The organism is Pandoraea pulmonicola (genome assembly GCF_000815105.2).
Classification (GTDB): Bacteria; Pseudomonadota; Gammaproteobacteria; order Burkholderiales; family Burkholderiaceae; genus Pandoraea; species Pandoraea pulmonicola.
On sequence record NZ_CP010310.2, the window covers coordinates 4,310,364 to 4,335,863 of the forward strand.

General features: G+C 64.0%; 25 protein-coding genes. 11 read left to right on the forward strand and 14 right to left on the reverse strand.

Translation table 11 applies throughout. From position 1 onward, the window contains the following. Window positions 1–33 precede the first annotated feature (33 nt). The 3 genes from pdxH to RO07_RS18365 all read left to right on the forward strand — a co-directional run bounded on the left by pdxH (window position 34) and on the right by RO07_RS18365 (window position 3,155). Window positions 34–681, forward strand: coding sequence for a pyridoxamine 5'-phosphate oxidase (gene pdxH / locus RO07_RS18355; RefSeq protein ID WP_039404700.1), 648 nt, complete (start codon window positions 34–36; stop codon window positions 679–681). 114 nt (window positions 682–795) lie between these two features. After that, window positions 796–2,007, forward strand: coding sequence for an SAM-dependent methyltransferase (locus RO07_RS18360; RefSeq protein ID WP_039404703.1), 1,212 nt, complete (start codon window positions 796–798; stop codon window positions 2,005–2,007). Further along, window positions 2,004–3,155, forward strand: a complete 1,152-nt coding sequence (locus RO07_RS18365; RefSeq protein ID WP_039404707.1) for a DUF72 domain-containing protein — start codon at window positions 2,004–2,006, stop codon at window positions 3,153–3,155. Before RO07_RS18360 ends, RO07_RS18365 begins: the two co-directional genes overlap by 4 nt. Before the next feature lie 123 nt (window positions 3,156–3,278). Here the strand turns inward: RO07_RS18365 and fabV are convergent, their stop codons facing one another. Continuing rightward, window positions 3,279–4,472 carry an enoyl-ACP reductase FabV gene (fabV, locus tag RO07_RS18370; protein WP_039404710.1) on the reverse strand — a complete coding sequence of 398 codons (1,194 nt, stop codon included), beginning with the start codon at window positions 4,470–4,472 and terminating at the stop codon, window positions 3,279–3,281. Between the two features lie 169 nt (window positions 4,473–4,641). Continuing rightward, window positions 4,642–6,180, reverse strand: a complete 1,539-nt coding sequence (locus tag RO07_RS18375; RefSeq protein ID WP_039412807.1) for an MFS transporter — start codon at window positions 6,178–6,180, stop codon at window positions 4,642–4,644. A 482-nt stretch (window positions 6,181–6,662) separates the two neighbouring features. Here RO07_RS18375 and RO07_RS26130 point away from each other — a divergent pair, with 482 nt between their 5' ends. Beyond that, complete coding sequence (locus RO07_RS26130; RefSeq protein ID WP_157118216.1) at window positions 6,663–6,815, forward strand: hypothetical protein; 153 nt, start codon at window positions 6,663–6,665, stop codon at window positions 6,813–6,815. Beyond that, window positions 6,812–7,198, forward strand: coding sequence for a hypothetical protein (locus RO07_RS18380; RefSeq protein WP_039404713.1), 387 nt, complete (start codon window positions 6,812–6,814; stop codon window positions 7,196–7,198). Before RO07_RS26130 ends, RO07_RS18380 begins: the two co-directional genes overlap by 4 nt. A gap of 172 nt (window positions 7,199–7,370) precedes the next feature. Here the strand turns inward: RO07_RS18380 and msrA are convergent, their stop codons facing one another. From msrA to RO07_RS18430, 10 genes are all read right to left on the reverse strand, one after another. After that, complete coding sequence (msrA, locus tag RO07_RS18385; RefSeq protein WP_237171291.1) at window positions 7,371–7,946, reverse strand: peptide-methionine (S)-S-oxide reductase MsrA; 576 nt, start codon at window positions 7,944–7,946, stop codon at window positions 7,371–7,373. Between the two features lie 169 nt (window positions 7,947–8,115). Then, on the reverse strand, window positions 8,116–9,063 hold the full coding sequence (gene hutG, locus RO07_RS18390; protein ID WP_039404719.1) for a formimidoylglutamase: 948 nt from the start codon (window positions 9,061–9,063) through the stop codon (window positions 8,116–8,118). A 17-nt stretch (window positions 9,064–9,080) separates the two neighbouring features. Next, window positions 9,081–9,857 carry an amino acid ABC transporter ATP-binding protein gene (locus RO07_RS18395; protein WP_039404721.1) on the reverse strand — a complete coding sequence of 259 codons (777 nt, stop codon included), beginning with the start codon at window positions 9,855–9,857 and terminating at the stop codon, window positions 9,081–9,083. Then, window positions 9,854–10,522 carry an amino acid ABC transporter permease gene (locus tag RO07_RS18400; RefSeq protein ID WP_039404724.1) on the reverse strand — a complete coding sequence of 223 codons (669 nt, stop codon included), beginning with the start codon at window positions 10,520–10,522 and terminating at the stop codon, window positions 9,854–9,856. The genes RO07_RS18395 and RO07_RS18400 overlap by 4 nt, the downstream gene beginning before the upstream one ends. Window positions 10,523–10,623: 101 nt before the next feature. Beyond that, window positions 10,624–11,361: a transporter substrate-binding domain-containing protein gene (locus RO07_RS18405; RefSeq protein ID WP_039404727.1), complete on the reverse strand. Its 738-nt coding sequence runs from the start codon at window positions 11,359–11,361 to the stop codon at window positions 10,624–10,626. 38 nt (window positions 11,362–11,399) lie between these two features. Next, window positions 11,400–12,146 (reverse strand): IclR family transcriptional regulator, encoded by a 747-nt coding sequence (locus tag RO07_RS18410; RefSeq protein WP_039404729.1) that lies wholly within the window; start codon window positions 12,144–12,146, stop codon window positions 11,400–11,402. 254 nt (window positions 12,147–12,400) lie between these two features. Further along, window positions 12,401–13,981, reverse strand: coding sequence for a class I adenylate-forming enzyme family protein (locus RO07_RS18415; protein ID WP_039404732.1), 1,581 nt, complete (start codon window positions 13,979–13,981; stop codon window positions 12,401–12,403). Window positions 13,982–14,152: 171 nt separating this feature from the next. Next, a complete protein-coding gene (locus RO07_RS18420; protein WP_052266706.1) occupies window positions 14,153–15,397 on the reverse strand; it encodes an acyl-CoA dehydrogenase family protein in 1,245 nt (414 codons plus the stop codon). A gap of 9 nt (window positions 15,398–15,406) precedes the next feature. Beyond that, window positions 15,407–16,240 carry an alpha/beta fold hydrolase gene (locus RO07_RS18425; protein WP_039404735.1) on the reverse strand — a complete coding sequence of 278 codons (834 nt, stop codon included), beginning with the start codon at window positions 16,238–16,240 and terminating at the stop codon, window positions 15,407–15,409. Further along, window positions 16,240–17,286: a 2,5-dihydroxypyridine 5,6-dioxygenase NicX family protein gene (locus tag RO07_RS18430; protein WP_039404738.1), complete on the reverse strand. Its 1,047-nt coding sequence runs from the start codon at window positions 17,284–17,286 to the stop codon at window positions 16,240–16,242. The genes RO07_RS18425 and RO07_RS18430 overlap by 1 nt, the downstream gene beginning before the upstream one ends. 160 nt (window positions 17,287–17,446) lie before the next feature. Here RO07_RS18430 and RO07_RS18435 point away from each other — a divergent pair, with 160 nt between their 5' ends. From RO07_RS18435 to kynA, 5 genes are all read left to right on the forward strand, one after another. Beyond that, window positions 17,447–17,965 carry a flavin reductase family protein gene (locus tag RO07_RS18435; RefSeq protein ID WP_039404740.1) on the forward strand — a complete coding sequence of 173 codons (519 nt, stop codon included), beginning with the start codon at window positions 17,447–17,449 and terminating at the stop codon, window positions 17,963–17,965. A 19-nt stretch (window positions 17,966–17,984) separates the two neighbouring features. Further along, a complete protein-coding gene (locus tag RO07_RS18440) occupies window positions 17,985–18,443 on the forward strand; it encodes a MarR family winged helix-turn-helix transcriptional regulator (protein WP_084072691.1) in 459 nt (152 codons plus the stop codon). A gap of 227 nt (window positions 18,444–18,670) precedes the next feature. Continuing rightward, entirely contained in the window at window positions 18,671–19,336 is a 666-nt protein-coding gene (gene kynB, locus RO07_RS18445; protein ID WP_052266709.1) for an arylformamidase, read from the forward strand. A 104-nt stretch (window positions 19,337–19,440) separates the two neighbouring features. Next, the gene (gene kynU / locus RO07_RS18450; protein WP_039404741.1) at window positions 19,441–20,694 is read left to right on the forward strand and encodes a kynureninase; all 1,254 of its coding nucleotides are present in this window, start codon (window positions 19,441–19,443) and stop codon (window positions 20,692–20,694) included. A 16-nt stretch (window positions 20,695–20,710) separates the two neighbouring features. Next, window positions 20,711–21,712 (forward strand): tryptophan 2,3-dioxygenase, encoded by a 1,002-nt coding sequence (kynA, locus tag RO07_RS18455; RefSeq protein ID WP_084072692.1) that lies wholly within the window; start codon window positions 20,711–20,713, stop codon window positions 21,710–21,712. Window positions 21,713–22,296: 584 nt separating this feature from the next. On the opposite strand, the gene RO07_RS18460 is transcribed toward kynA, so the two are convergent. Further along, window positions 22,297–23,145 carry an IclR family transcriptional regulator gene (locus RO07_RS18460; protein ID WP_237171292.1) on the reverse strand — a complete coding sequence of 283 codons (849 nt, stop codon included), beginning with the start codon at window positions 23,143–23,145 and terminating at the stop codon, window positions 22,297–22,299. 226 nt (window positions 23,146–23,371) lie between these two features. Here RO07_RS18460 and RO07_RS18465 point away from each other — a divergent pair, with 226 nt between their 5' ends. Continuing rightward, complete coding sequence (locus tag RO07_RS18465) at window positions 23,372–24,565, forward strand: acyl-CoA dehydrogenase (protein ID WP_039404745.1); 1,194 nt, start codon at window positions 23,372–23,374, stop codon at window positions 24,563–24,565. 217 nt (window positions 24,566–24,782) lie between these two features. On the opposite strand, the gene RO07_RS18470 is transcribed toward RO07_RS18465, so the two are convergent. Beyond that, the gene (locus RO07_RS18470) at window positions 24,783–25,421 is read right to left on the reverse strand and encodes a peroxiredoxin (RefSeq protein ID WP_039404746.1); all 639 of its coding nucleotides are present in this window, start codon (window positions 25,419–25,421) and stop codon (window positions 24,783–24,785) included. Window positions 25,422–25,500: the final 79 nt, after the last annotated feature.

Here is a 25,500-nt window from a genome sequence, read left to right on the forward strand (position 1 = left end):
GTCCCCAACCGCAACCGACCTGCAACGATCGTCGTGACCCAGACGCTTTCTCTCGCGGACCTGCGCAAGAATTACGCCCTCGGCTCTCTTTCGGAGACCGATGTGGCGCCCAGCCCGTTCGATCAATTCCGCTTGTGGTTCGAGCAGGCGCTCGCGGCGCAACTGCCCGAGCCCAATGCCATGACGCTCGCCACGGTGACGCCGGACGGACGGCCCGACGCGCGCATCGTGCTGATCAAGGGCGCCGACGAGCGCGGCTTCACGTTCTTCACGAATTACGAATCGCGCAAGGGCCAGGAACTGGCCGCAACGCCTTACGGCTGTCTGCTGTTTCACTGGATCGAGCTCGAGCGTCAGGTGCGCATCGAGGGGCGCGTGGACAAGGTCAGCGAAGCGGAGAGCGACGCCTACTACCATTCGCGCCCGGTCGGCTCGCGGCTTGGCGCATGGGCTTCGGTGCAGAGCGCCGAAGTGGCCGATCGCACCATCATCGAACAACGCGAAGCGGAGTTCCGGCGCCAGTTTGGCGACGCCCCGCCACGCCCGCCGCATTGGGGCGGTTACCGGCTCGTGCCGGAGTCCATCGAATTCTGGCAGGGCCGCGAATCGCGCCTGCACGATCGCATCAAATATTTCCGGCTTGCCGACGACTCGTGGCGCGTAGCGCGCCTGTCCCCCTGAACATTGCGTCGGCTACGCCGACGCGGTACGCCTGCCTGCCCGTTTGACGAGGAGACGTCGCCGCGCCGTGCGGTACGGATTTGAAGTTTTTTTGGTGACACTTGGAGCACATCCATGTTGTGGGAGAAAAAACTCGAAAACTGGGTCAGCGGCGTCAAGACATCTTCCAACCTGCCGATCCGCCTCGCGCTGTGGAACGGACAGCACTACGACTTTGGTGCGTTCGACAATCCCAGCGTAACGCTGCGCGTCAATGGCCCCGCCGCCATGACGCGCCTGCTCAGCCCCAGCCTCGACAATCTCGGCGAGGCATATGTGAAGGGCGAAATCGATGTCGAAGGCAAGCTGACCGACGTCATCGACATGAGCTACGCCCTCGCGGGCAGCAGCCTCACGACCATCGGACCGCTGGAGCGGGCCGTGCGTCATTTCAATCACAGCAAGAAGTCCGACAAACGCTCGATCGAGTTCCATTACGACGTGTCGAACGAGTTCTACCAGCTCTGGCTGGACAAGAACATGGTGTATTCGTGTGCCTATTTCGAGAATGGCGACGAAGACCTCGACACCGCGCAAGAGAAGAAAATCGATCACATTCTCACCAAGATCCAGTTGCAACCAGGGCAGACGCTGCTCGACATCGGTTGCGGCTGGGGCGCGCTGGTGATTCGCGCCGCGCAGAAGTTCGGTGCGAAGTGTGTGGGCGTCACGCTCTCGCAGAATCAGTTCGATCTGGCCACCGAGCGCGTGAAGAAGCTCGGCCTGGAAAATCAGATCGAGATTCGCATCCAGGACTATCGCGACGTGGAAGGCCAGTTCGACCGCATCACGAGCGTGGGCATGTTCGAGCACGTCGGCCGCAAGAACCTGAAGGATTACTTCGCGAAGATGGCGTCGCTGCTCAAGGACGACGGCGTCGCCATGAATCACGGCATCACGTCGACCGATCCGGACAGCGGCGAGACGGCCATGGGCGGCGGCGAGTTCATCGACAAGTACGTGTTCCCGAACGGCGAATTGCCGCACATCAGCCTCGCGCTGGAATCGATGCAGCGCGGCGGTCTCGAAGCGAGCGACGTGGAAAGCCTGCGTCGGCATTACGCGCGTACACTCACGCATTGGTCGGAGCGCTTCGAAGCCCACGCGCCGCGTCTGCGCGAGCTGGCGGGCGAAGAGCGCTTCCGTGTCTGGCGCGTGTATCTCGCCGGCTGCGCGTATGCGTTCGAGCACGATCACGTCTCGATCTACCAGATCGTGTGCCGCAAGGCCGGGCTCTCGGCCAAGCGCCTGCCCTGGTCGCGCCGTTATATGTACGAGAACCGATGAGTCAGTTCGATCTGTTTGGCGCGCCGCCTGACGATCCACCGGCAGGCAAACACGCCAGGCAGATCGAAGGCGACGCATCGGCGCAAGCCTCCTCCTCCTCCGATGCCGGGCGTCGTCCGGGCCCAGCGCGTCGCGGTGGCGTCGGTGCGGCCGACCTGCCCGCGACCACGCGGGCGCTGGGCGAGCAGCTGCCCGCCAACATCCGTCTCGGCACGTCGTCGTGGTCGTTTCCCGGCTGGAAAGGCATTGTCTGGGACGATGACTACAGCGACACCAAACTCTCCCGTCAGGGTCTTACCGCCTACGCCAGTCATCCGGTACTGCGTTGCGTCGGCATCGACCGCTCGTTCTACAAGCCGATGTCGATCGTCGAGTATCAGAAGTACGCAGAGCAGGTGCCGGACGACTTCCGGTTCCTGGTCAAGGCGCCGAGCGTGGTCACCGACGCGCTCGTGCGCGGCGACAAGGGCGAAGGCCTGAACGCCAACCCCTGCTTTCTCGACGCGCGCATCGCGGCGGAGCAGTTCGTGACGCCTTGCCTGGCCGGCCTTGGCCCGAAGGCCGGCGTGCTCGTGTTTCAGATTTCACCGCTGCCGGCCGAGTTGCTGCGCGACGTCCCTGCCCTGATCCAACGCATCGAGACCTTCTTCACGGCACTGCCGCCGCTGCCCGCGGGTGAAACGACGTCGGACGGCGTGACGCTGCCCGGCCCCTGCTACGCGCTGGAGATTCGCGACGGCGCACTGCTCACGCCACGTCTGATGCGCACGCTGGGTCAACTCGGCGTGCGTTACTGCATCGGCCTGCATGCGCGCATGCCGCATGTGGAGCGTCAGGCCGCCGCCCTCGCGATGCTCGACGAAGCGGGAGCCGGGCCGTTGGTGGTGCGCTGGAACCTGAACAGTGGGCACCGCTATGAACAGGCCAAGGCGAAGTACGCGCCGTTCGACAAGATCGTCGATCCCGACCCCGTCACGCGGGACGTATTGGCCGCGCTCGCGGCCCACTATGCTCTCGCCGGACACCCGGTGTACGTGATCATCAACAACAAGGCCGAGGGCTCATCGCCACTGTCCTGTCAGGCGCTGGCCGAGCGTATCGGTGAGCTGTCACGGACAACGGCCGCGCCCGACGCGGATGCCGGCTGACGTCGTCATGGTGCAATGACAATGGCCCGGGCCGGCAGTTACGCCGGGCCCGGGCCATTGTCGTTATTGCGTTATCGCGTCATCCATCGCAATGTCGCGATGATGCCGTACGCTACGTCAGGCTTACGCCACGAGGTGCGCGATCGGCACGTCCGGATTGACGTCGGCTTCGTAGTCCACGCCGTCGATCTCGAAACCGAACAACCGCAGGAACTCGTGCTTGTAGCCCGCGAAGTCCGTCAGTTCGTACAGATTCTCGTCGGTGACCTTGTTCCACAGCGCGGCGACTTCCGCCTGCACGTCCGCGGACAGTTCCTTCTGGTCCGTACGCACGCGCCCCTCGTCGTCGAGCCGCGGCGAGGTGCTGTACAGGCTATCCTTGTACAGACCGTAGATCTGTTCGATGCAGCCTTCGTGCGTGCCCTTGGCCTTCATGACCTTGAACAGCAGCGAGAGATACAGCGGCATCATCGGAATGGCCGAGCTGGCCTGCGTGACGAGCGCCTTGAGCACCGCCACACGAGCATCGCCGCCGCTCGTGGCGAGCTTGGCGCGAATGCGCAGCACCTTCTCGTCGAGATCCTTCTTGGCCGCGCCGATGGAGCCGTTCCAGTAGATGTCGTGCGTCAGCTTCTCGCCCAGGTAAGTGAACGCCGTCGTCTTGGCGCCCGGGGCGAGCACACCGGCTTGTGACAGCGCGTCGATCCACATCTGCCAGTCCTCGCCGCCCATCACGGCCACGGTATTCTCGATCTCTTCCTGCGTGGCAGGCTCGAACACCGACTCCTTGACCACTTCCTTGTCCGTGTCGATGCCGCGCAGCGTTACCGACTGGCCGACCGGCTTGAGCACAGAGTTGTACACCTGCCCCGTTTCCGGGTGCGTGCGGCGCGGCGCGGCCAGGCTGTAGACCACCAGATCGACCTGACCGAGATCGTTCTTGATCGTCTCGATGGTCTTGGCCTTGATCTCGTTGGAGAACGCGTCGCCGTTGATGCTCTTCGCGTACAGCCCCTTCTCGGTGGCGAACTTGTCGAAGGCGGCGGTGTTGTACCAGCCAGGCGTGCCCGGCTTGGTTTCGCTGCCGGCGCGCTCGAAGAACACGCCCAGCGTGGCGGCGTCGCAGCCGAAGGCGGCCGTGATACGCGCGGCCAGGCCGTAGCCGGTCGACGCGCCGATCACCAGCACCTTCTTCGGGCCGTTCGCGACAGGGCCCTGAGCCTTCACGTATTCGATCTGTTGCTTGACGTTGGCTTCGCAGCCGACGGGATGGGTGGTGACGCAGATGAAGCCGCGCACGCGTGGCTTGATGATCATGGAAACCTCGTTCACAAAATTCGGTGATGCCGGCTCACCCGGCAAACACCGCGCATTGTAAACGAGGTCGGGACCGGCTCGGCATTTTGGCGGGCGGGCGCGCGCCCGCTGCTTTCGTTTTCGGAGGCCAGGCCGGCCCGACTCGGACGAGGCCTACCCGGGACTCGGCTTATTCCGGCGCCGCCATGGCCGACCGGTCGAGGTGTTTCGGGAACTGGATCTGGCGAATGCGCCGTACCAGCAGTGCGGCGGCAATGGCGGCCGCGCCGGTGAGCAGCACGCCCGCATGAACCGCGCTCACCAGCGTCTGGCGGGCGGTCTCGACCAGCGGCATGCCGTCGATGCCCATCGCGCGCAGGTCCATCAGCAGATCGGCGCGCAGCGCCGGGTCGATCAGGATGCGCGGATCGAGCGCACGTGCCACGGCGTGCGCCGCCGGTGTACCGTCATAGCCGGACACGGCGCCCGACACGCCCTTGGCGTACCAGTGATTGACCAGCGTACCGACGATGGTCGTGCCGAGCATCCCGCCAACCATCCGCGTGGATTGCAGCAGCGCCGTGGTGATGCCGAAGCGCTCGCGTCCCGCGATCTCCTGCCCGAACACATTCATGTTGTTCAGGATGAAGCCGATCCCGATGCCTGCACAGGCCATGGCCAGCGCCAGCAGGCCGTGCGCCGTATCGCGATGCGACAACCCGACGCCCGCCGACGCCACCGCGAGCAGGCAGAAGCCGAGGATCAGCATGTTCGTCGGACGTGCCAGACGCACCACGATCGGCGTGTTGATGAAGCTGCCCAGGGCGATGCACGCCGCGATGGGCGTCGCGATCAGCCCCGCCGCCTGCGGGCTCAGCCCGAAGCCGCCCTGCAACAGCAACGGCGCAAAGAAGACGAGCGAATACATCACGAAGCCGATCAGCACGGACAACGTGAAGAGCACCACGAGTTGCGGATGCCGGAACATGTCGAGCGGCACGATCGGATGCGTGGCGCGCCGCTCGGTGCGCAGCAGCACGACGAAACCGACGGCGACCGCCGCGATCAACAGCAGATTGCCGAGCGATGCCCCGTGCGCCGGAACGTTCTCGATAAACACCTGGAAAGCGCCAAGCATCACGGCGATCCACAGCGCGCCGCGCCAGTCGACGCGGACGTCGCCCTTGTGGGCGGGCGGAAATTTGGGCAGATATCGCCACACGAAATAGAGCGCCGCCAGCCCGACAGGCAAATTCACGAAGAACGTGGAACGCCAGCCGAAATGCTGGGAAAGCAAGCCGCCGAGCGACGGCCCCGCCGCCGTGCCGATGCCATAAGCCGTGGTGATCACGACTTGCCAGCGCACTCGCGAGCGGGCGTCCGGGAACAGGTCGGGAACCGATGCGAACGCCGTGCCAACCATCATGCCGCCGCCAATGCCCTGCAGCCCGCGCGCGAAGACGAGGAACGGCATGTTGGGCGCCAGGCCACACAGCAGCGAAGCGGACGTGAAGGTCAGCACCGAGGCGATCACGAAGCGGCGACGGCCGAAGTAATCGCCAAGCCGTCCAAACACCGGCACGGTCACGACGGAGGCGAGCAGATAGATGCTCGCGATCCAAGCGTAGTACTCGAAGCCCTTGAGTTCGGCAACGATGGAGGGGAGTGCCGTACTGACGACGGTCTGGTCGAGAGCGACCAGCATGTTGACGAGCGCGATGCCGATCATGGCCATCAACGCATCGCGAAAAGGCAGGGGGCGCACGGCGGGCTACCTGAAAACTTCATGGAGGGGAAGCCGTCATTCTATGCGAAAAATAATGAAGATATGAACGTTCAGGTGTGGCACGGCTTTCCGGGCGAAATCGTCCTGGAATCCCTGGAAGACAAGGATCCAAATACGAACACCTCATGGCGGCAGCCACTGCGGCCGAAAATTCGATGCGTCACCGAGTCGATCCGTTGGGGACTTCGGCGCCGAAACGGCATGCTCACGGGCTGTCGCGCCCCCAGCGCGTCTCCATCGATCGCCTGCCGACGCGAAGACGAGGTGTTGTCCGATAGGGCTTTCGGACGTCCCTTTACCCCGGCTCCGGCACGCCCCGGCATCATCTGCAGAGGTCCCTGCGCTCGAATGCCAGTCGCAGCCCTTCGACCGAAAGTTCGTGGGTCGAGACCGGCCGCTCCCCTGGACCGGTACGGGTATGGCGTATGCACGACGCGGATACCGGCACGCCTGCCGGGCTGCGCCGCGAATTCGTCAGCCTGCGGGCCATTCCCGAAAACTGTGCTCCGGCAACGGCCGCACCATCGCTCGACGCTTTGCAAAGCGTCGTCGTCACCAATCAGGAGATTCGCGCATGATCGATCGCCCTCTGCGAACCGACTACCGACGCTGGCTCGATACACTCGACACGCTCGATACGCCGGACACACCGGACATACGGGACGCGCAGACCACCACGGCGCCGGGTGAGTCGCCCCGCAGGATGGCTGCGCTTCCCGAACTGCCGGCACGATTGCCTTTCCCGGGGCATGTCGTCTGGTTCCACGAAAGCCAGACCTACCTGGACATTCGCTTCGACCATCACCGTTTCGAGATCGTCACGCAGCAGGTGCCCGCCGCCGCGGAAGCGTTCTACTTCGACAGCTTCGATGCGGCCTACGGACACGCGGCCGACATCGGGGAGCCCTGTCTGATCCTGTTTTCCGAGGGAGGCGGCGCGCCTGTGAGTGTCGTCGGATAGTCAAAGCACCGGATGGCTCCACAATTCGCATGTGAGTCATCGCCATCCGGAGCCGACGCCGCTCCCGAGCCGCCCGCGCGGGCAGCCGCGGGCCGCGAGCCGAAATCCACGCTTTCGCGCGATTTCGACCCGATCCGCAACGGCTGCGCGCCGCGGTAAAAACTGCGTTGCGTCACGCCGCCGATTTGAGCCGGCGTGCGAACTTCTCCCGGAATTTCTTGAGCTTCGGTGCGACCACGTACGCACAGTAGCCCTGATCGGGATGCTGGCGGAAGTAGTTCTGGTGATAGGCCTCGGCAGGCCAGAACGTTTGCGTGGGCGCCACCTGCGTGACGATCGGGGCCGAGAACGTCATCTCCGCCATCAGTTCGGCAATCAGATGCTCGGCGACGTCCTTTTGCTTCTCGTCGTGATAGAAGATGGCGGAGCGGTACTGCGTGCCGACGTCGTTGCCCTGACGATTGACCGTGGTCGGATCGTGAATCGAGAAGAACACGATCAGCAGTTCCTCGAAGGTCACGACGTCCGGATCGAACGTCAGTCGCACGACTTCGGCGTGTCCCGTGTCACCCTCGCACACCTGCTCGTAGGTCGGATTGTCGACATGGCCGCCTTCGTAACCGGAGACGACCGACTTCACGCCGTCGAGCTGCTGGTAGCAAGCCTCGAGACACCAAAAACAGCCCCCGGCCAGCGTGGCCACTTCCATACGGGTATCGCTCGGGGCGTTCGTCTGCTCTGTCATCATGACCTCGCTTGTCGGTAGGTGTGGCGCGCAAGACACGCACAAGACAAATAGGGCGGACGATCATTGCGATCGTCCGCCCTATTGTCGCGCAGAAGCCCGGGAAGCGGCGCAAATAACCCTACGTGCGAGTCGCACGCGGGCGCACAGCCTGGCTTGGTCGCTTAGTCACTTAGTCGCTCAACTGCGTGATGAGCGGATGCAGCAGCCGCGCGCCCACGCGAGCGGTCAGGCCGTCGCGATCGTACGTGGGGTTGTACTCGGCGATATCCGCCACGCGCAATTTGCCCGAACGGCGTACCACGCCGATGAGCGTCTCGACGACTTCCAGGGCCACGCCGTGCGCGGCCGGCGCCGACACCCCCGGCGCCTTCTCGCCCGGCAACACATCCATGTCGATGGTCAGATACACGTGGCTTACCTGCGCGAGCTTCTTCTCCAACCGCTCGCACATTTCCGGCAAGCGATGCGCGAGCATCGTCTCGTCGAGCCAGTAATCCACGTTCAGCGACGCCGCACGTTCGAACAGCGCGTCGGTGTTGCTGTAGCGGCTCACCCCCAGGCACGCGTAGTGGAACGGCGCCTGGCGTCCCGCGAGCAATTGCGAGATCTGCCAGAACGGCGTGCCCGAACTCGCGGTAGGCTGCGCCCGCAAGTCGAAGTGTGCGTCGAAATTGAGGATCAGGATCGGTTCGTCGCGAAGGCGATCGCCGAAGTGTTCGGCCACGCCGAGAAACGTGCCGTAGGCGATCTCGTGACCGCCGCCCAGCACCACCGGCCGCGCCCCCACCGCCAGCACCTCCGCCACGCGATGGCCGAGGGCGGCCTGCGCGGCTTCGAGGCGGTCGTCGGCACACACCACGTTGCCGCCATCGAACACGGCGGGCTTGCCTTGCACGGGCAGGCTTGCCAGCGCGCGACGCAGCATGTCCGGCCCCGCCACGGCGCCTTGCCGCCCGTGATTGCGGCGCACGCCTTCGTCACTGCAGAAGCCGAGCACGACGGCGCCACCGGCGACTTGCGAGACGTCGTAGTCGCGCAGCACCTGGTGCAGACGCAGGGTATGGCCGGTCTCGCCGGTGTCCACACGGCCCTGCCAGACCGTTCTATCGATTGTCATACGTTGCCCGCCTTGCCTTACCGTGCGATGACCGCTTGCAGGAATTCACGCGTACGCGCTTCGCGCGGCGCGGTGAAGATCTGCTCGGGCGCGCCGGCTTCGATGATGCGGCCCTGATCCATCACGACAACCACATCGGCCACTTCGCGCGCAAACCCCATTTCGTGCGTGACGACGAGCATCGTCATGCCGTCGTTCGCGAGCGCCTTCATCACTTGCAGCACTTCGCCGACGAGCTCCGGATCGAGCGCGGAAGTCGGCTCATCGAACAACATCACTTGCGGCTGCATGGCGAGCGCGCGCGCAATCGCCACACGCTGCTTCTGACCGCCCGACAGCGTGCCCGGGAACACGTCCGCCTTCGCGGCCAATCCCACCTTGGCAAGCAGCTCGCGGGCGAGCTTTTCGGCGTCCGCGCTCTTCATGCCGCGCAGCTTCTTCGGCGCGAGCGTGACGTTCTCGAGCACGCTCAGATGCGGAAACAGATTGAACGACTGGAACACCATGCCCACGTCGGTGCGCAGTTGATTGAGGGCGTTCTCGCCCATCATCCTGCCGTGATCGACGAGCTTCTTGCCGACGATCTCGATAGTGCCCTGCTCGGCCGTCTCCAGCCCGTTGCAGCAACGCAGGAACGTGCTCTTGCCCGAGCCGCTCGGACCGATGACCACAACCACCTGACGCGCATCGACTTCGAAATCGATGCCCTTGAGCACCTGGTGGCTGCCGTAGGCCTTGCCCAGCCCTTCGATCTTCAGGATCGGGGCGCCGAATTCCTTCTTCACTTCGCTCATTGCACGGCACCTCCGGCACGCAGGGACTTCTCGGCGCGCTGCAGGAGCAGCGTGGTGACACCGGTCAGAATCAGATAGACAAATGCAATCGCCAGATACACTTCCAGCGAGCGATACGACACGCTGATGATCTTCTGACCTTCGTGCATCACGTCATGAATGGTGAGCAGCGACACGAGAGCCGAGTTCTTGATCAGCGCAATGAATTCATTGCCGAGCGGCGGGATCATGCGCACGATGGCCTGCGGCAGAATCACCGAACGCATGGCCATGCCGTACGGCATGCCGAGCGAGCGGGCGGCTTCCATCTGACCGCGCTCGATCGACTGGATGGCGCCGCGCACGATTTCCGAGACGTAGGCACCGCTGTAGATGCCCAGACCCAGCACACCGCACATGAACGCCGGCAGCAGAATGTCGAACTGAGGCAGGCCGAAGAACAGGATGAACAGTTGCACCAGCAGCGGCGTGCCACGAATGAACGTGACATAGGCGGTACAGATGCCGTAGCGAATGCGGTGCGCCGGGTTCAGGCGGCCCATGCCGACCAGCAAGCCCAGCACACAGCCGAGCGCCAGCGCGCAAGCGGTTACCTCGACGGTAACGAGCGCTCCGCGCGCGAGGTCTTGCCAGTTTGCCCACACCGGCGAAAAATCGAGTTCCATGCGTACTCCGTCAGTTGCTCTACTGCCTTATTGCATCGGCGGGCGCCGCCACCCGCTTCGGGGTGACGGACAGCCCGCCCGGTATTACCTTGTGAACCGCCTTACTTCGCGCTGCCGAAGTACTTGGTGACCAACGCGGTGTAGGTGCCGTCGGCGCGAACCTTCTCCAACGCCTTGTTCAGATCGTTGGTCAGTTCGACGTCGCCCTTGCGCACGGCGAAGCCATAACGCTCCACGGTCAGCGTCTTGTCGAGCACCTTCACGCCCGGGTTGGCCTTCGCGTACAGCAGCGCGGCCGGCTTGCCGGTCACGGCCGCGTCGGCGCGACCGATCTTCACGAGCTCGAACATCTGGTCGTTCTTCTCGACTTCGACGCGCTCGACCTTCGGATAGCTTTCCTTGAGGAACTGCACCGACTTCGTACCCACCTGCACCGACACCTTCTTGCCGTTCAGGTCAGCCGGGTCCTTGATCGCGGTGTTGTCCGCCTTGACCATGATCGCCAGACCGCCGGTGTAGTACGGATGCGTGAAATTCACGACCTTCAGGCGCTCGTCGGTGATGTAGATGGCCGATGCGGCGACGTCGACGCGCTTGGACAGCACGGCCGGGATCAGCCCCTTGAAGTCGATGTCGGTCCACTCGACCTTCTTGCCCATCGCCTTGCCCAGTGCTTCGATCATTTCCACGTCGAAGCCGGTGCGCTTGCCGTTTTCCACGTATTCGAACGGCGGGAACGTGGCATCGGTGGCGACGCGCAGCACGTCGTCGGCGGCGAAGACCTTGCTTGAGCAGGTGACGGCCAGCGCCATCGTGAAGAGGATGTGACGCAATTTCATCTGGGTACTCCTTCGTGTAGTCTCGGTCGGATAACCGGTTAAAAGTACTGCAATCGATTTGAAATACGTTCCGCTGCCGCCACCGTCAGGCGAATCAGCTCTTCGTGGCGCTGTGCCACGCGCACAGCCGGCGCCATCAGGGTGATGGTGCCTTCCAGACGCTCCTTGGCGGCGAACACCGGGGCCGACACGCCCCAGACGCCGAAGTCGACCTCGCTCTCGGACACCGCGTACCGCTGCTTGCGAATCTCCTCGATTTGCGCGGCCAAACGCTCCTGCGCCACCGGTTGGCCCGCGAGCTGACGCCCGATCAAGGTCTCGCGGGTGGTTTGCGGAAGGAAGGAGAGCAAGGCCTTGGCCGAGGCGCCGTGCACGAGCGGATGCGCGCGGCCCTTGGCGAACGAGCAACGCAGCGATTGCTCGCTCTCGTGCATGTCCAGGCAAACGACCTGACCGTTGGCGGCGACGAGCAGACCGACGGTCTCGCCGGTGCGCAGCACCAGCGCCTCGATTTCCTCGCGCGCTTGCGTCACGAGATGCGAGTTGTGGTCGAAACCCCATGCCAATTGCACGCCGACCGGACCCGGTTCGTAGAGCGCCTCATGGGCGTGCTCCTGCACCAGGCCCCACTTCTTGAGCGGCACGAGGTGGCGATAAACCGTGGAGAGCGGCAGGCTCGTTTGCGCGGCGATTTCGCGTGCCGCGATCGGCCGTCCATGGCGCGCAACCGTCACAAGGACCTGCAGTACGCGCTCGGAGACCGACTGAGCTTCGGTGGTGTCCATCGTCTAAGAAAACGGAAGAAAGCAAAAAAATCAGCGGAATCAGAGAACTGCGCCGCTGATGACGACATGGGCGCTATCTTGCGATGCAATTTCCCAAAACAAAAAACCAAATTCCCACCGGATGATAACAAATTGGGCATTTACGCATAGGGACTTTCCCTTATGCATGGCGGAATGCAGGTACAAAAAACGCCGAAACCCTTATGCAAAAAGGATTTCGGCGTTTCTTTGCAGGAACTGAACGGCGCTTCTGATTATCGACTGACAGTCGATGTTTGCGCGTCTGGCGACGCCAATAGCCAGTCGATGAGAATCGGTTTCTGCACTTTCCCAAGTGCGCTCTTCGGCAGGGTCTCGCGGATCACGACACGCCGCGGCAGTTTGAACCGGGCGATGCGCGTGGCGAGAAAGTCGAGCACCGTTTGCTGTGTAAGCGGCGGAAGGGACAGAGACGTAGACGTAGGCGAAGACGACGGCGCCGGGACGATGACAGCCACCGGCACCTCCCCCCAACGCTCGTCCGGCACACCCACGACGGCGGCTTCGAGCACGCCGGGGCAATCGGCCAGCGCGTTTTCGATTTCCGCGGGATAAATGTTCTCGCCGCCCGAGATGATCATGTCCTTGCTGCGGCCCACCACCTCGAAGCAGCCATCCTCGCGCAGCCGCGCCAGATCGCCGGAACGGAACCAGCCGTGCGCGAACGATGCGTTCCCAGGGGCGCGCCAATACTCGCGCATGACGTTCGGCGCGCGGATCAATATCTCGCCCACCGTTCCCCTCGGGACTTCGTTGCCCGCGGTATCGACGAGGCGCACGTCGACGCCGGGGCAGGCGCGCCCGACGGCGCCGGGATGCGCCTTGGCTTCGCCGAAGCGCAACGCAATCGATACCGGGCCGGTCTCGGTGGCACCGTACACCTGTCCGAGCGGAATGCCACGCGCATGGAAGGCGTCGATGGCCGACATCGGCACCACCGACGAGCCAGCCATCACACCGCGCAGCGATGACAGATCGGTCTGCGCCCACCGCGGATGCAACTGTACGGCTCGCATCGTCGCGGGCACCATCAGCGAGAGCGTCGGGCGGCGCGCGGCCACGTCGGCAAGCCAGGCGGCAGGATCGAAGCGCGGGTGCAGCGTCACGCTCGCGCCGCGCAGCAACGCCGGCAGCGTCTGGATGCACAGGCCGCCAACGTGGAACATCGGCAGCGTGGAAAGCACGTGATCGTCGGCGGTCATGTCATGCGCCCACCAACTGGCGTGCGCGTTCGCGAGCAAGCCTGCCTGCGTATGTAATGCACCCTTGGGTTCGCCCGTCGTGCCCGAGGTGTAGGCCAGCAACACCGGTGCATCGGGAGCGACTTCGGGATAGTCGACCGGCTTCACCGACGGCACCGCGATCAGGCCCTCGATCGGGGCGATGGCCGGTGGCGGCAGATCTGTGATGGCGTCCTGCTCCAGCGTGTCGCGGATCTGGCGGGCGGCATCGCGATGCATGGCGTCGAACCACAGCACGCGCACGCCGGCATGACGCACGATGGCGGCGAGCTCGGGAACGGCAAGGCGGAAGTTGAGGGGAAGAAAAATCGCACCGGCGCGGGCACAGGCGAACAGCAACGCCAGTTGCAGTTCGTCGTTCAGGCCGAGGCAAGCCACGCGGTCGCCCGGCGCAATGCGCCACGTCTCGCGCAGATGCCCGCCCACACGCTCGATGCGCCGCCACAGCGCGGCGTAGTCGGTTTGCAACGCTTCCTCGCCGATACCGCAACGCAATGCCAGCCGCTCGGGCGTGGCGCGCGCGTGAGCGGCAAGCGCTTCTACAAAAGGCGTCAACTTGTTCTCCGTGACAAGAGAGACGGCCGCCCGGCGAGGCGAATGCCATGCGCAATCACACTCGTCATACTCGCCGGCGGGTTGCGAACGGCCCGGCCCGCGACGGCTACCGATGTCGCAACGTTCCGCGCATCGATGCCGTGTCGGCGGGCGGCGGCGCCGATGCGTGGATTACTCGTCACGCTCGCCCGGTTCGTAGAGCGCTTCGCGGCCGATGCGATCGAGGCAAAGCTCGGCCGTCCACGGCAGCATGAGCGCGCCGCAGCGCGAATCGCGATACATGCGCTCGAGCGGTAGCGTCTTGAGCATCGACTGTCCGCCGCACGTGCGAATCGCGAGACGGCACAGTTCGTTGGCATTTTCCATGATCGTGTACTGCGCCGCGTAGGCGCGCAGACGCGCGTCCTTGCCCGGGTCGGCGCGACCGTCCTGCAACGCCCGCAGGAACAGCGCGCGCGTCTGCTCGAGCATGATGTGCATCTGCGCCACGGCAATCTGCTTGGTCGGGTACATGCGGCGCTTGACCGGCGCGCCCATGCCTTCGGCCTCGCCGCGCAGATAGCGAACGGTGAAGTCGTAGGCGGCTTGCGCGATGCCCATGTAAGTCGGTGCGAGCGTCATGAACATGTGCGGCCAGCGGCTCGCGGCCTGATAGTACACACCGCGCGGCATCAGCTGCAGCGCGTCGGGCACGAAAACGTCCTTGAAGAGCAGCGTGCGCGAGACCGTGCCGCGCATGCCCAGCGAGTCCCAGTCGCCCGTCACGGTCACGCCTGGCGCGTCGCCCGGCACGGCGATGTAGAACGTGTCCTTCATCGACAGCTCGGGCTTGTCCTCGGTACACAGCACGCCGTAGTAGTTTGCCGCCCCTGAGAGCGATGCGAAGATCTTGCGGCCGTTGATCTTCCACCCGCCGTCGACCTTCGTGGCCGTGGTGCCGAACGGCGCCTTGCCCGCCGCCGCCGCACTGCCCTCCGAGAACGGCTGCGCGTAGACGGCGCCGTCCTGGATCACGCGGGCGAAGTGATGCTCGCGGTATTTCTGGTGCTCGGCGCGCTGCTCGGGCGTCATGTCGAGATCGTCGGCGAGAATGCCCGTCCACATCATCGAACACGTGTGCATGTTGAATGTGAGCGCGGTCGCACCGCAGTGGCGGCCCAGTTCGGCGGAGACCATCATGTACGTGGCGAAGTCGGCCCCGAGACCGCCATGCGACTCGGGAATGCACAGCTTGAGCAAGCCGGCCGCGCGCATGTCGTCGTAGTTCTCGAACGGGAACGACGCTTCGCGATCCCAGCGCGCGGCGCGCGGCGCGAGCGACTCGCGTCCGACCTGCTCGGCAAGCGCCAGCAGGCGTCGCTGCTTGTCCGTGAGCGGATAATGCTCGCCGACGATCGAAGGGGGCTGATAGGCCACGGTAGTCTCCTAGAGTGTTGCGAGGAAAGCGCACACCTCGGCGTTGAAGTCCGCCGGGTGCGTCAGATTCATCAAATGGCCCGCGCCCGGCAGGCACACGTAGCGCGCATCGGGAATCGCCTCGGCCATGCGCGCCATCACCTTCGGCGGCGCGTTGTTGTCGTGTTCGCCCGCGATGAGCAGCACGGGCACGGCCAGACGGGCGAGCGCCGCGCGCTGCTCGAAGCCGACGAGCGCATGGAGTGCGGCGCGATAGGCCTCGGGCGTGAGCGCCCCCATCGCGTCGACGGCCACGGCATGCGCGCGCCGACGCATGTCGTCGTCCGGCTCGCCCAGCATGCCGGGCACGATCGCTTCGGCCATCTCGCGCAGCGTCTTGCCCGCGTCGAGCGGCGCGGTGCGCTGACGCACGAATTCGCGCTGGAAATCGCCGTCCGGCTTGCCGAATGCGGGCGACGTGCCGCACAGCACGAGCGCCGCAATGTCGCGCGTGAACGGCGCGCCACGCGCCATCAACTCCTGCGCGACCATGCCGCCCATGCTGTGGCCGACGAGCACGAAACGCGCCGGCTGCGATGCGGCGGAGCCGTCGGACCGGCCAGAGCTGGCGAGGCTGTCGAGCAAGGCGCGCAGGCTGTCGGCCAGCGCCGCCATCGTCGGCTCGGATGGCATGACGCTCTCGCCATAGCCTGGCATGTCCCACGCGACGACGCGATACCCGGACGCGACAAATGCCTCGAACTGCGCGGGCCACACGTTGCGATTGCCGCCGATGCCGTGCAGCAGCAAGAGCGTGAGCGGTCCCTCGCCTGCCACGAGGCAGGCCGGTACGGAATGCGTCATCACGCGAACTCGCCCTGAAGTTGACCGTCGCGCACCACCACGTCGCCGTCGAGGGCGATCGTGCAGCGGCGCAACGGAAGATCGAAATGGCCGAGCGTGTGGCGACCGGCCACTTCGTTGGCGCCCGTCGAGTACAGGAAGTTGCCGGCGAAGGCGCGCTGCTCGGTGCCGTTGCAGTCGCGCTTGTCGTAGCAGGCGAGTGCATCCCAGCGCGCACGCTGATTCAGACCGAAGCCGACATGCGAAACGGCGTAGGCTTCGCGATCGCCCCACGCGGCGAAGTACTCGCGCATGAGGTCGACGTCAACGCCCTCGCCGTCGATCGCCACGACATAGTCGTCTTCGACCGTGAGGGCGATGCGATCGCGCAGGTATTGCTTGAAGGTCAGGTTGATGTCGCCCGGCGCGAGCACGAGCTGGCCGTTCACACTGTGGGCGGCGGGGAATGCCAGCGCCAGGCCACCCGGCCAATGCGCCACCTGGCCGGGCCTGGCGCACCAGCCCCAGACCCCGCCCACGCGCGCATCGAGCAGGCCGATGCGCAGGTCCGTGCCGGCGGCCGACGTCACGTGCATTTGCGCTGCGCCGCGCAAACGCTTGATCGCCGCGCGCACCTTGGGTTCCAGCGCGGGATCGGTCGCGCAGCGCTCCAGGATTTCCGGGTGTTCGTTGGAGACCATCAGCACGCGTGCGCCACCGCCGAGAATGTCAGGCAGTTCGGGGGCGTGCAACAGGCCTTCGACCGTGCAGTCAACCACGAGCGTGGCAGCCTTGAGCGCCGCGACGACGGGGACCAGTTGGCCGAGCGCATCGCTCGCGCCGGTGGAGCGCACCGGCACCGGCGCGCTCACGCGCGGGCTCGGCACCACCAGCCGAAAAGGCCGTGCGCCCAGCGATTCGGCGGCCAGTTGCGCCAATTCCACGTTGACAGGCCGGGATTGCGTTTCGGCTACAATCGCCACCACATCACCGGGTCGTATGTCGCAGCGCCGCAAGGTCTCGGCAAATACGTCGATCCACTTATGCTCGATTCGTTCGATCAGCATATCGTCTCCTGAGCGTCTGACCATCCCGCCCGCCAAGGGCTTCGCCCCGAGGCACACCGTCGGCCGTCACGCGTCTTGTCGATCTGTTGTTCGTGCCATAATATATGAATATTCATACAAATCAACCCGATCAAATTTGCCGGACGGGAGTGCAGGGACAGTGAACGCCAAACACGCCGCAGCGCCTGATTTCGACAGCGCAGCTTTTCGCCATGCACTCGGTCAGTTCGCCACCGGGGTCACGGTCATCACGACGCGCGCCGACGACGGCTCGCTCATCGGCATCACCGCCAGTTCGTTCAATTCCGTCTCGCTCACGCCGCCGCTCATTCTGTGGAGCCTGGCCACGCGCGCGGGCAGCATGCCGGTGTTTCGCGAGAACTCGCATTACGCCGTGAATGTGCTGGCGGCCGATCAGCTCGACATCTGCAAGCGCTTCGCCACGATGAAGGGCGACCGATTCGCGGGCGTACCGTACACGCTGTCCGCGTCCGGCACGCCGGTGCTGGACGGCGCGCTGGCGTGGTTCGAGTGTCATAACCGCAGTCGCTACGACGAAGGCGACCACGTCATCTTCGTGGGCGAGGTCGAGCGGTGCGGCATTCACGCCGAAGCGTCCAAGCGCATGCCGCTGATCTTCCATTCGGGCGGTTTTCACAAGCCGCAGTCGCTCGGCTGAGTCCCCGGAGGTGTCCGCCATGCCTGCCGCCGCGCCATTCGTCGACGACTATCTCGCCTATCTGCTGGCTCGTGCGAGCACATTGGTATCGGACGAATTTCATCGCGAAGTGGCGGCAGCCGGGCTCGGCATTTCGGAGTGGCGCGTGCTCGCCACGCTCTCTGACGGCCGGGCGCGCACCATCAACCAGTTGGCGGCCATCGTGCTCGCCAAGCAACCCACGCTCACCAAGGTTGTCGACCGGCTCGAAGCCACGGGCGACGTGGTACGCGGCGAAAGCGCGACGGACCGGCGTCAGTCGCTCGTCTCCCTGACCGAGGCCGGGCAGGCGCGCGTGGCGCCACTGCTCGCCAGTGCACGACGTCACGAAGCCGGCATCCTGGCACGCTTCGGCGCCGAACAATCGTCGCTGCTCAAGGCGACGCTGCGCAGCCTGATCGACGAAATGGTGGAAGGGGCACAGGGCCCCACCAAATAGGCACGTTCCGAGCCACCGGCCGACACCTCTGAATTCCCAGACGACCGAGGCATGACGAATCGTTGAAAATTCGATCACAACCTAATATTGTCGAATTTTCTGTTGAAAAGCACAGAAAATACTATCGATAATTTCAATTCCGTCCATCAAGGCCTGCGAATACGCAAGCACTTGCCACCCGAATTCTTCTAAGATGCGCATATCGATTCACGCATTTGCGCATCTCCATGACCGCACCCCACAAACCGTCTGCACAGGCGCGCGACGAGCGCCGCGTCTGGGACATCAGTGCCCCGCTGTCGAGCGACACGCCCGTCTGGCCAGGTGACACGCCGTTCTCGGAAGAGGCGGTGTGGCAAATCGGTCCGGGGTGTCCGGTCAACGTAGGGCGCATCACGCTGTCGCCGCACACGGGCGCGCATGCCGATGCGCCGCGTCACTATGACGACGACGGCGTATGCATCGGCGATGTCGCGCTCGAGACGTATCTCGGGCCGTGCCGCGTCATTCATTGCCTGGGGGCGTCGCCGGTCGTGACGCCGGAGATGGTTGCGCCGTATCTGTCCGACGTGCCTTCGCGCGTTTTGCTGCGCACGTACGAACGCGCGCCGCTTGCGCGCTGGGACAGCGAATTCTGTGCGGTGGCGCCGCAAACCATCGACCTGCTGGCGTCGCACGGCGTGAAGCTCGTGGGCATCGACACGCCGTCGCTCGATCCGCAGGAGAGCAAGACGATGGACGCTCACCATCGCATTCGGGCGCATCGCATGGCGATCCTCGAAGGACTGGTGCTCGACGAAATCGCGCCGGCCGACTACGAGCTCATCGCCTTGCCGCTCAAATTCATGCGGCTCGATGCCAGTCCGGTGCGCGCGGTGCTGCGCTCGCTTTGAGCGGTGCGGCGGTAGGCACGGTTGCCTGGCACGTTTTTTCGAACTTCTTTCGCATCGAACTTCTTTCGTATTTTTGCATCGCTTTTCACGGTACAACGCAAACCATGACGTCTTCTCGCAACGATTGTCTGGCCCTCGACGCGGCCGATCCGCTCGCCCCGCTGCGGGCGCAATTCGACCTGCCGCCGGGGGTGATCTACCTCGATGGCAACTCGCTGGGCGCGCGCCCGATCGCATCGCTCAAGCGCGCGCAGGAGGTCATCGCGGCCGAGTGGGGTCAAGGCCTCATTCGCAGTTGGAACGATGCCGACTGGTTTGCGCTGCCGCGCACGCTCGGCGATGCGCTCGCCCCGATCATCGGTGCCGGCAAGGGTGAGGTGGTGGTCACGGACACCACGTCGAGCAACCTCTTCAAAGTCATGGCGGCCGCGCTCGACGCACAGCGCGCGCGTGCACCAAAGCGCAAGATCGTGGTCTCGGAGCGCAGCAACTTCCCGACCGATCTGTACATCGTGCAGGGACTTACGCGTTTGCTCGACGACGGTTACTCGCTGCGTCTGATCGACTCGCCGGAGGAATTGCCGAACGCGCTCGGCGACGATGTCGCCGTGGTGCTGCTCACGCATGTGAACTATCGCACTGGCGCGATGTACGACATGACGGCCCGCACGGCGGAAATTCATGCGGCTGGCGCGCTGGCCGTGTGGGATCTCTGCCATTCGGCCGGCGCCGTGCCGGTGGATCTCAATGGCGCCGGCGCCGATTACGCCGTGGGCTGCACGTACAAGTACTTGAACGGCGGCCCGGGCGCTCCGGCTTTCGTGTGGGTCAACAAACGTCATCAGGACACCTTCTGGCAGCCGCTCTCGGGCTGGTGGGGCCATCGCACGCCGTTCGCGATGACGCCGGAGTACACGCCCGATGACGGCATCGGCCGTTACCTGTGCGGCACGCAGCCGATCGTGTCGCTCTCGCTCGTGCAGTGCGGGTTGGACATTTTTGCGCAGACGTCGATGCAAGCGCTGCGTCGCAAGTCGCTGGCGCTGACCGATCTGTTCATCAGGCTGGTGGAGGAGCGTTGCGCCGAGTTCCCGCTTACGCTGGTAACGCCGCGCGAGCATGCTGCGCGCGGTTCACAGGTGAGCTTCGAGCATCCGGAGGGTTTCGCCGTGGTCCAGGCGCTGATTGCGCGTGGCGTGATTGGCGATTATCGCGAGCCGCGCATCATGCGTTTCGGTATGACGCCGCTGTACACCAGCTTTGCCGACGTGTGGGATTCGGTGGAAATTCTGCGTGACGTACTGAGCACCGGATCGTGGGACAAGCCCGAGTTTCGTCGCCGCGGCGCGGTGACCTGAGAGGGAGTTTTCGGCGATGAGCAAGACATCCTCTTCAGTACACAATCCGCACGACAAGAACGAAAAGCACGACGTGAAAGAAGCATCGACCGCAGCCCCCGCCACAGGCGGATGTCCGTTCGGGCATCAGAGCGCCGATGCGGCCGATGCCGCCACGCCGGGCGCCGCGGGCGCGCGCCCGGACGCGCCTGCCAACGCAACGCAGTGGCACGATGCCAAGCTCGACTTCTCGAAGAGCATGAGCTATGGCGACTACTTGTCGCTCGATCCGATTCTGAATGCGCAACATCCGCGCTCGACCGATCACAACGAGATGCTGTTCATCATTCAGCATCAGACGAGCGAGTTGTGGATGAAGCTGGCGCTGTACGAGTTGCAGGCGGCCCGCACGGCCGTGCACAACGACGAGTTGCCGCCCGCGTTCAAGATGCTGGCCCGCGTGTCGCGCATTCTGGAGCAGTTGGTACAGGCGTGGAGTGTTCTGGCCACAATGACGCCGTCGGAGTATTCATCCATGCGGCCGTCGCTGGGCAGTTCGTCGGGCTTCCAGTCATACCAGTACCGCATTCTGGAGTTCATGCTGGGCAACAAGAATGCCGCGATGTTGCAGCCGCATGCGCATCGCCCGGACCTGTTCCAGCAGGTGGAGGCAGCACTTCATGCGCCGTCGTTCTACGACGAGGTCGTTCGCTTGCTGGCACGTCGTGGTTTTTCGATTGCGCCGGAGCGTCTGGAGCGTGACTGGACGAAGCCGACACCTCACGACAAAACCGTGGAATCTGCCTGGCTCGAGGTGTATCGCAATCCGGCGCAGTATTGGGAGCTTTACGAGATGGCTGAAGAACTGGTCGATCTCGAAGACGCGTTCCGTCAATGGCGCTTCCGTCACGTGACGACGGTCGAGCGAATTATCGGCTTCAAGCAAGGCACGGGCGGTACCAACGGTGCACCGTACCTGCGCAAGATGCTCGATGTCGTGCTGTTCCCGGAACTGTGGCACGTACGCACGTTGTTGTGACGCGCGCGGCGATGTCCGTCGCCGCATCGAGATGATTGACGCCACCGCTCGTCATGATGAGCGCTGGCGTTTTTCTTTTGTGTCGGGGGATTTGATGCGTAGCGTTGGGCGTTGCGATTGGCTCTGGGGTGTGAAACCGCTGGCATAAAGACGGTCGGCGTACTTATCGACACCCGGGGCAGCGGCGCTTGCCCGGCCCCTGACTCCGCTCCAATGCTTGTTAAGTCGCTACGTCAGGGGCCGGACAATCACCGCCATCGCGTGTCCTGACCCACCACGGTCTTCACTTCGTTCGGTGTCGTCGCATCGATTGCGTTTGCGAATCGGGTTGGGGGCCGCCCGCGAAGCGACTTTCAGGTGGAGCACCGTGGGTGGCCCCCAACCCGATTTACCACTGGGTTCGGGGTGTAGAGTCCGCACTCGCGTGCCCGATTAACTCACATCCCTTGGCGCCCCGCTCGGTGTCGTCGCATCAATTGCGTTTGCGAATCGGGTGGGGGGCCACCCGCGAAGCGACTTTCAGGTGGAGCGCCGTGGGTGGCCCCCAACCCGATTTACCGCTGAGTTTCAGGACACGGAGCCCCTCAAACCTGCCCACTCAACCGAGCAGCAAGCTGCTTCAACCGCGGTCCGATTTCGTCACGGAACACTGTGTCGGGAATCGACGACGACGGCCCGCTGCAACTGATCGCGAGCCAGCGGTTCTGCCGGACGTCGCGCAACGGCACTGCCACCGCATTCACCCCCTCATGCCACTCCCGGAACGAATAGCAACAACCTTCACGTTTGTACGATTCGATCCCCTTGTCGACCGCAGCTTGCAACGCATCCCATCCAACATTGCGCAGTGCCGAAGGATTCGCATCGTACGCATCGTGCAGGTCGGAGAGCATCGTCTCGCGCTCAGTCGGCGTCATGGCCGCAAGATAGACACGTCCCATCGAACTCGTCAGCATGGACAGCCGTGAGCCCGCCGTCAGCCCAAGAGTGAGATGCGCCGCATCGCTGCGAATGGTCTCCAGGTACATCATGTCGATCCCCTCGCGGCAGCCGAGCGAAATCGAGCATCCCATCTCCTTCGCCAACGCCCGCATATGCGGGCGCGCCAGCGTGAGCATGTCGGTCCCGTTCAGGAACGCGTAGCCCAGGGCCAGGACACCCGCGTCGAGTGCGTACTTGCCCAGCTCGGCGTCGTAACGCAGATACCCGAGTTCGGTGAGCGTGTAGGCCAGCCGACTCACCGTCGCCTTCGGCAAACCGGTACGCGCGGCAAAGTCGCGATTGCCCAGCAGACTGTCGTCCGGCCCGAACGCCCGCAACAACTCCAGACCCCGCGCCAACGCCGTGACGAACTTGCGCTCATCGTGCGACGGCGGCACACCATGCGCCGGTGCACCGGAAAAAGCAGACAAAGACGTTTTGACCACAACCATCGCGCACTCCACTTCGTATGGATTCGGCCGCCGCGCCCCAGGACGCGCCAAGGCCGACAATGCCGTTGCCGGACAAAAAAGTTTAGTGTTAAACTAACTTCGATTTCAGAACATTGTTCCGCATCGCGGAACTTTCGTCAAGCGATCGGACTTCCCGGCAGGGACGCGGGAACAGTCGGCGCGGATCGCATCAGTGAGTTTTCGAGGACATCGGAGGAGATAGGTCATGGCAGGCAGTGCACAGTTCAATTGGGAAGATCCGCTGTTGCTCGACGCGCAGCTCACCAGCGACGAGCGCATGATTCGCGACGCCGCAGCGGCTTACGCGAACGACAAACTCGCGCCGCGCGTGCTCGAAGCGTTCCGTCACGAGCGCACTGACGCCGCGATCTTCCGCGAGATGGGCGAGATCGGCCTGCTCGGCCCGACGATTCCGGAACAGTACGGCGGCCCGGGCCTGAACTACGTCGCCTACGGCCTGATCGCGCGTGAAGTCGAACGCGTGGACTCGGGCTATCGCTCGATGATGTCCGTGCAATCGTCGCTCGTCATGGTGCCGATCTTCGAATTCGGCAGCGAAGCCCAGAAGCAGAAGTATCTGCCCAAGCTCGCCAGCGGCGAATGGATCGGCTGCTTCGGCCTGACCGAACCGAACCATGGCTCGGACCCGGCCGGCATGACCACGCGCGCCAGGAAGGTCGCCGGTGGCTATGAATTGACCGGTGGCAAGATGTGGATCACCAACTCGCCGATTGCCGACGTGTTCGTGGTCTGGGCCAAGCTCGCCGACGACAACGGCGAGGAGAAGATTCGCGGCTTCATCCTCGAGAAGGGTTGGAAGGGTCTGTCCGCTCCTGCCATTCACGGCAAGGTCGGGCTGCGCGCGTCGATCACCGGCGAGATCGTCATGGATCAGGTCTTCGTGCCGGAAGACAACCTCATGCCGGGTGTCTCCGGCCTGAAGGGCCCGTTCACCTGCCTGAATTCCGCACGCTACGGTATCGCCTGGGGTGCACTGGGCGCCGCCGAGTTCTGCTGGCACACCGCCCGTCAATATGTGCTCGACCGTCAACAGTTCGGCCGCCCGCTCGCCGCGAACCAGCTGATTCAGAAGAAGCTGGCCGACATGCAAACGGAAATCACGCTGGGCCTGCAAGGCTGCCTGCGCCTGGGCCGCATGAAGGATGAAGGCACCGCCGCCGTCGAAATCACCTCGATCATGAAGCGCAACTCGTGCGGCAAGGCTCTGGACGTGGCACGCCTGGCACGCGACATGCTCGGCGGCAACGGCATTTCGGACGAATTCGGCATCGCACGTCATCTCGTGAACCTCGAAGTGGTCAACACCTACGAAGGTACGCACGACATCCACGCGCTGATCCTGGGCCGCGCCCAAACGGGAATCCAGGCCTTCTTCTGATCGACACGCCGCCGCGTGTCACAGGTCTCGCGAGCATCGCCGGCTCCGCTGGCGATGCGAAGACGTGCAGCAACACGCGAGACCTGTCGACTTGTCTGGTACGCGTCGTTTCCCAGGCCGCACTTCGCGGGCCGTCAATCCCCGGGGCAACGGCGCGTACCAAACAAAAAGCCAGCGTTTCCACGCTGGCTTTTTTCGTCTGCAGTGCTGCGCCGGATTACTTGTTCGGCTGCGGCGTGAGACGCAGATACGGACGCACGGCCTTGTAGCCCTTCGGGAATTTCTCCTTGAGCACGGCTTCGTCCTTGAGCGACGGAACGATCACGACATCGTCGCCATCCTTCCAGTTACCCGGCGTGGCCACCGAGTAGTTGTCGGTCAGTTGCAGCGAGTCGATGACGCGCAGCACTTCGTCGAAATTGCGGCCCGTACTGGCCGGGTACGTGATGATCAGACGCACCTTCTTCTTCGGATCGATCACGAACAGCGAACGGACCGTGAGGGTCTCGTTGGCGTTCGGATGAATCATGTCATAGAGCTGCGAAACCTTGCGATCGCCGTCGGCCAGGATCGGGAAGTTGACCGAAGTGTTCTGGGTTTCGTTGATGTCGTTGATCCAGCCCTTGTGCGAATCGACGTCGTCCACCGACAGCGCGATGGCCTTCACGTTGCGTTTCTCGAACTCGCCCTTGAGTTTTGCGGTCAGACCCAATTCAGTCGTGCACACCGGCGTGTAGTCCGCCGGGTGCGAAAAGAGCACGCCCCAGCTGTCGCCGAGAAATTCGTGAAATTTGATTTTGCCAACCGACGAATCCTGCTCGAAGTCGGGAGCGATGTCACCCAAACGCAAAGTCATTTACGGTCTCCTTGAGATCCTTCAACTGAGTGGGTAAAGACTAAAGGATGCTAAGCTTAGCCAGAACGAATAAAAAATT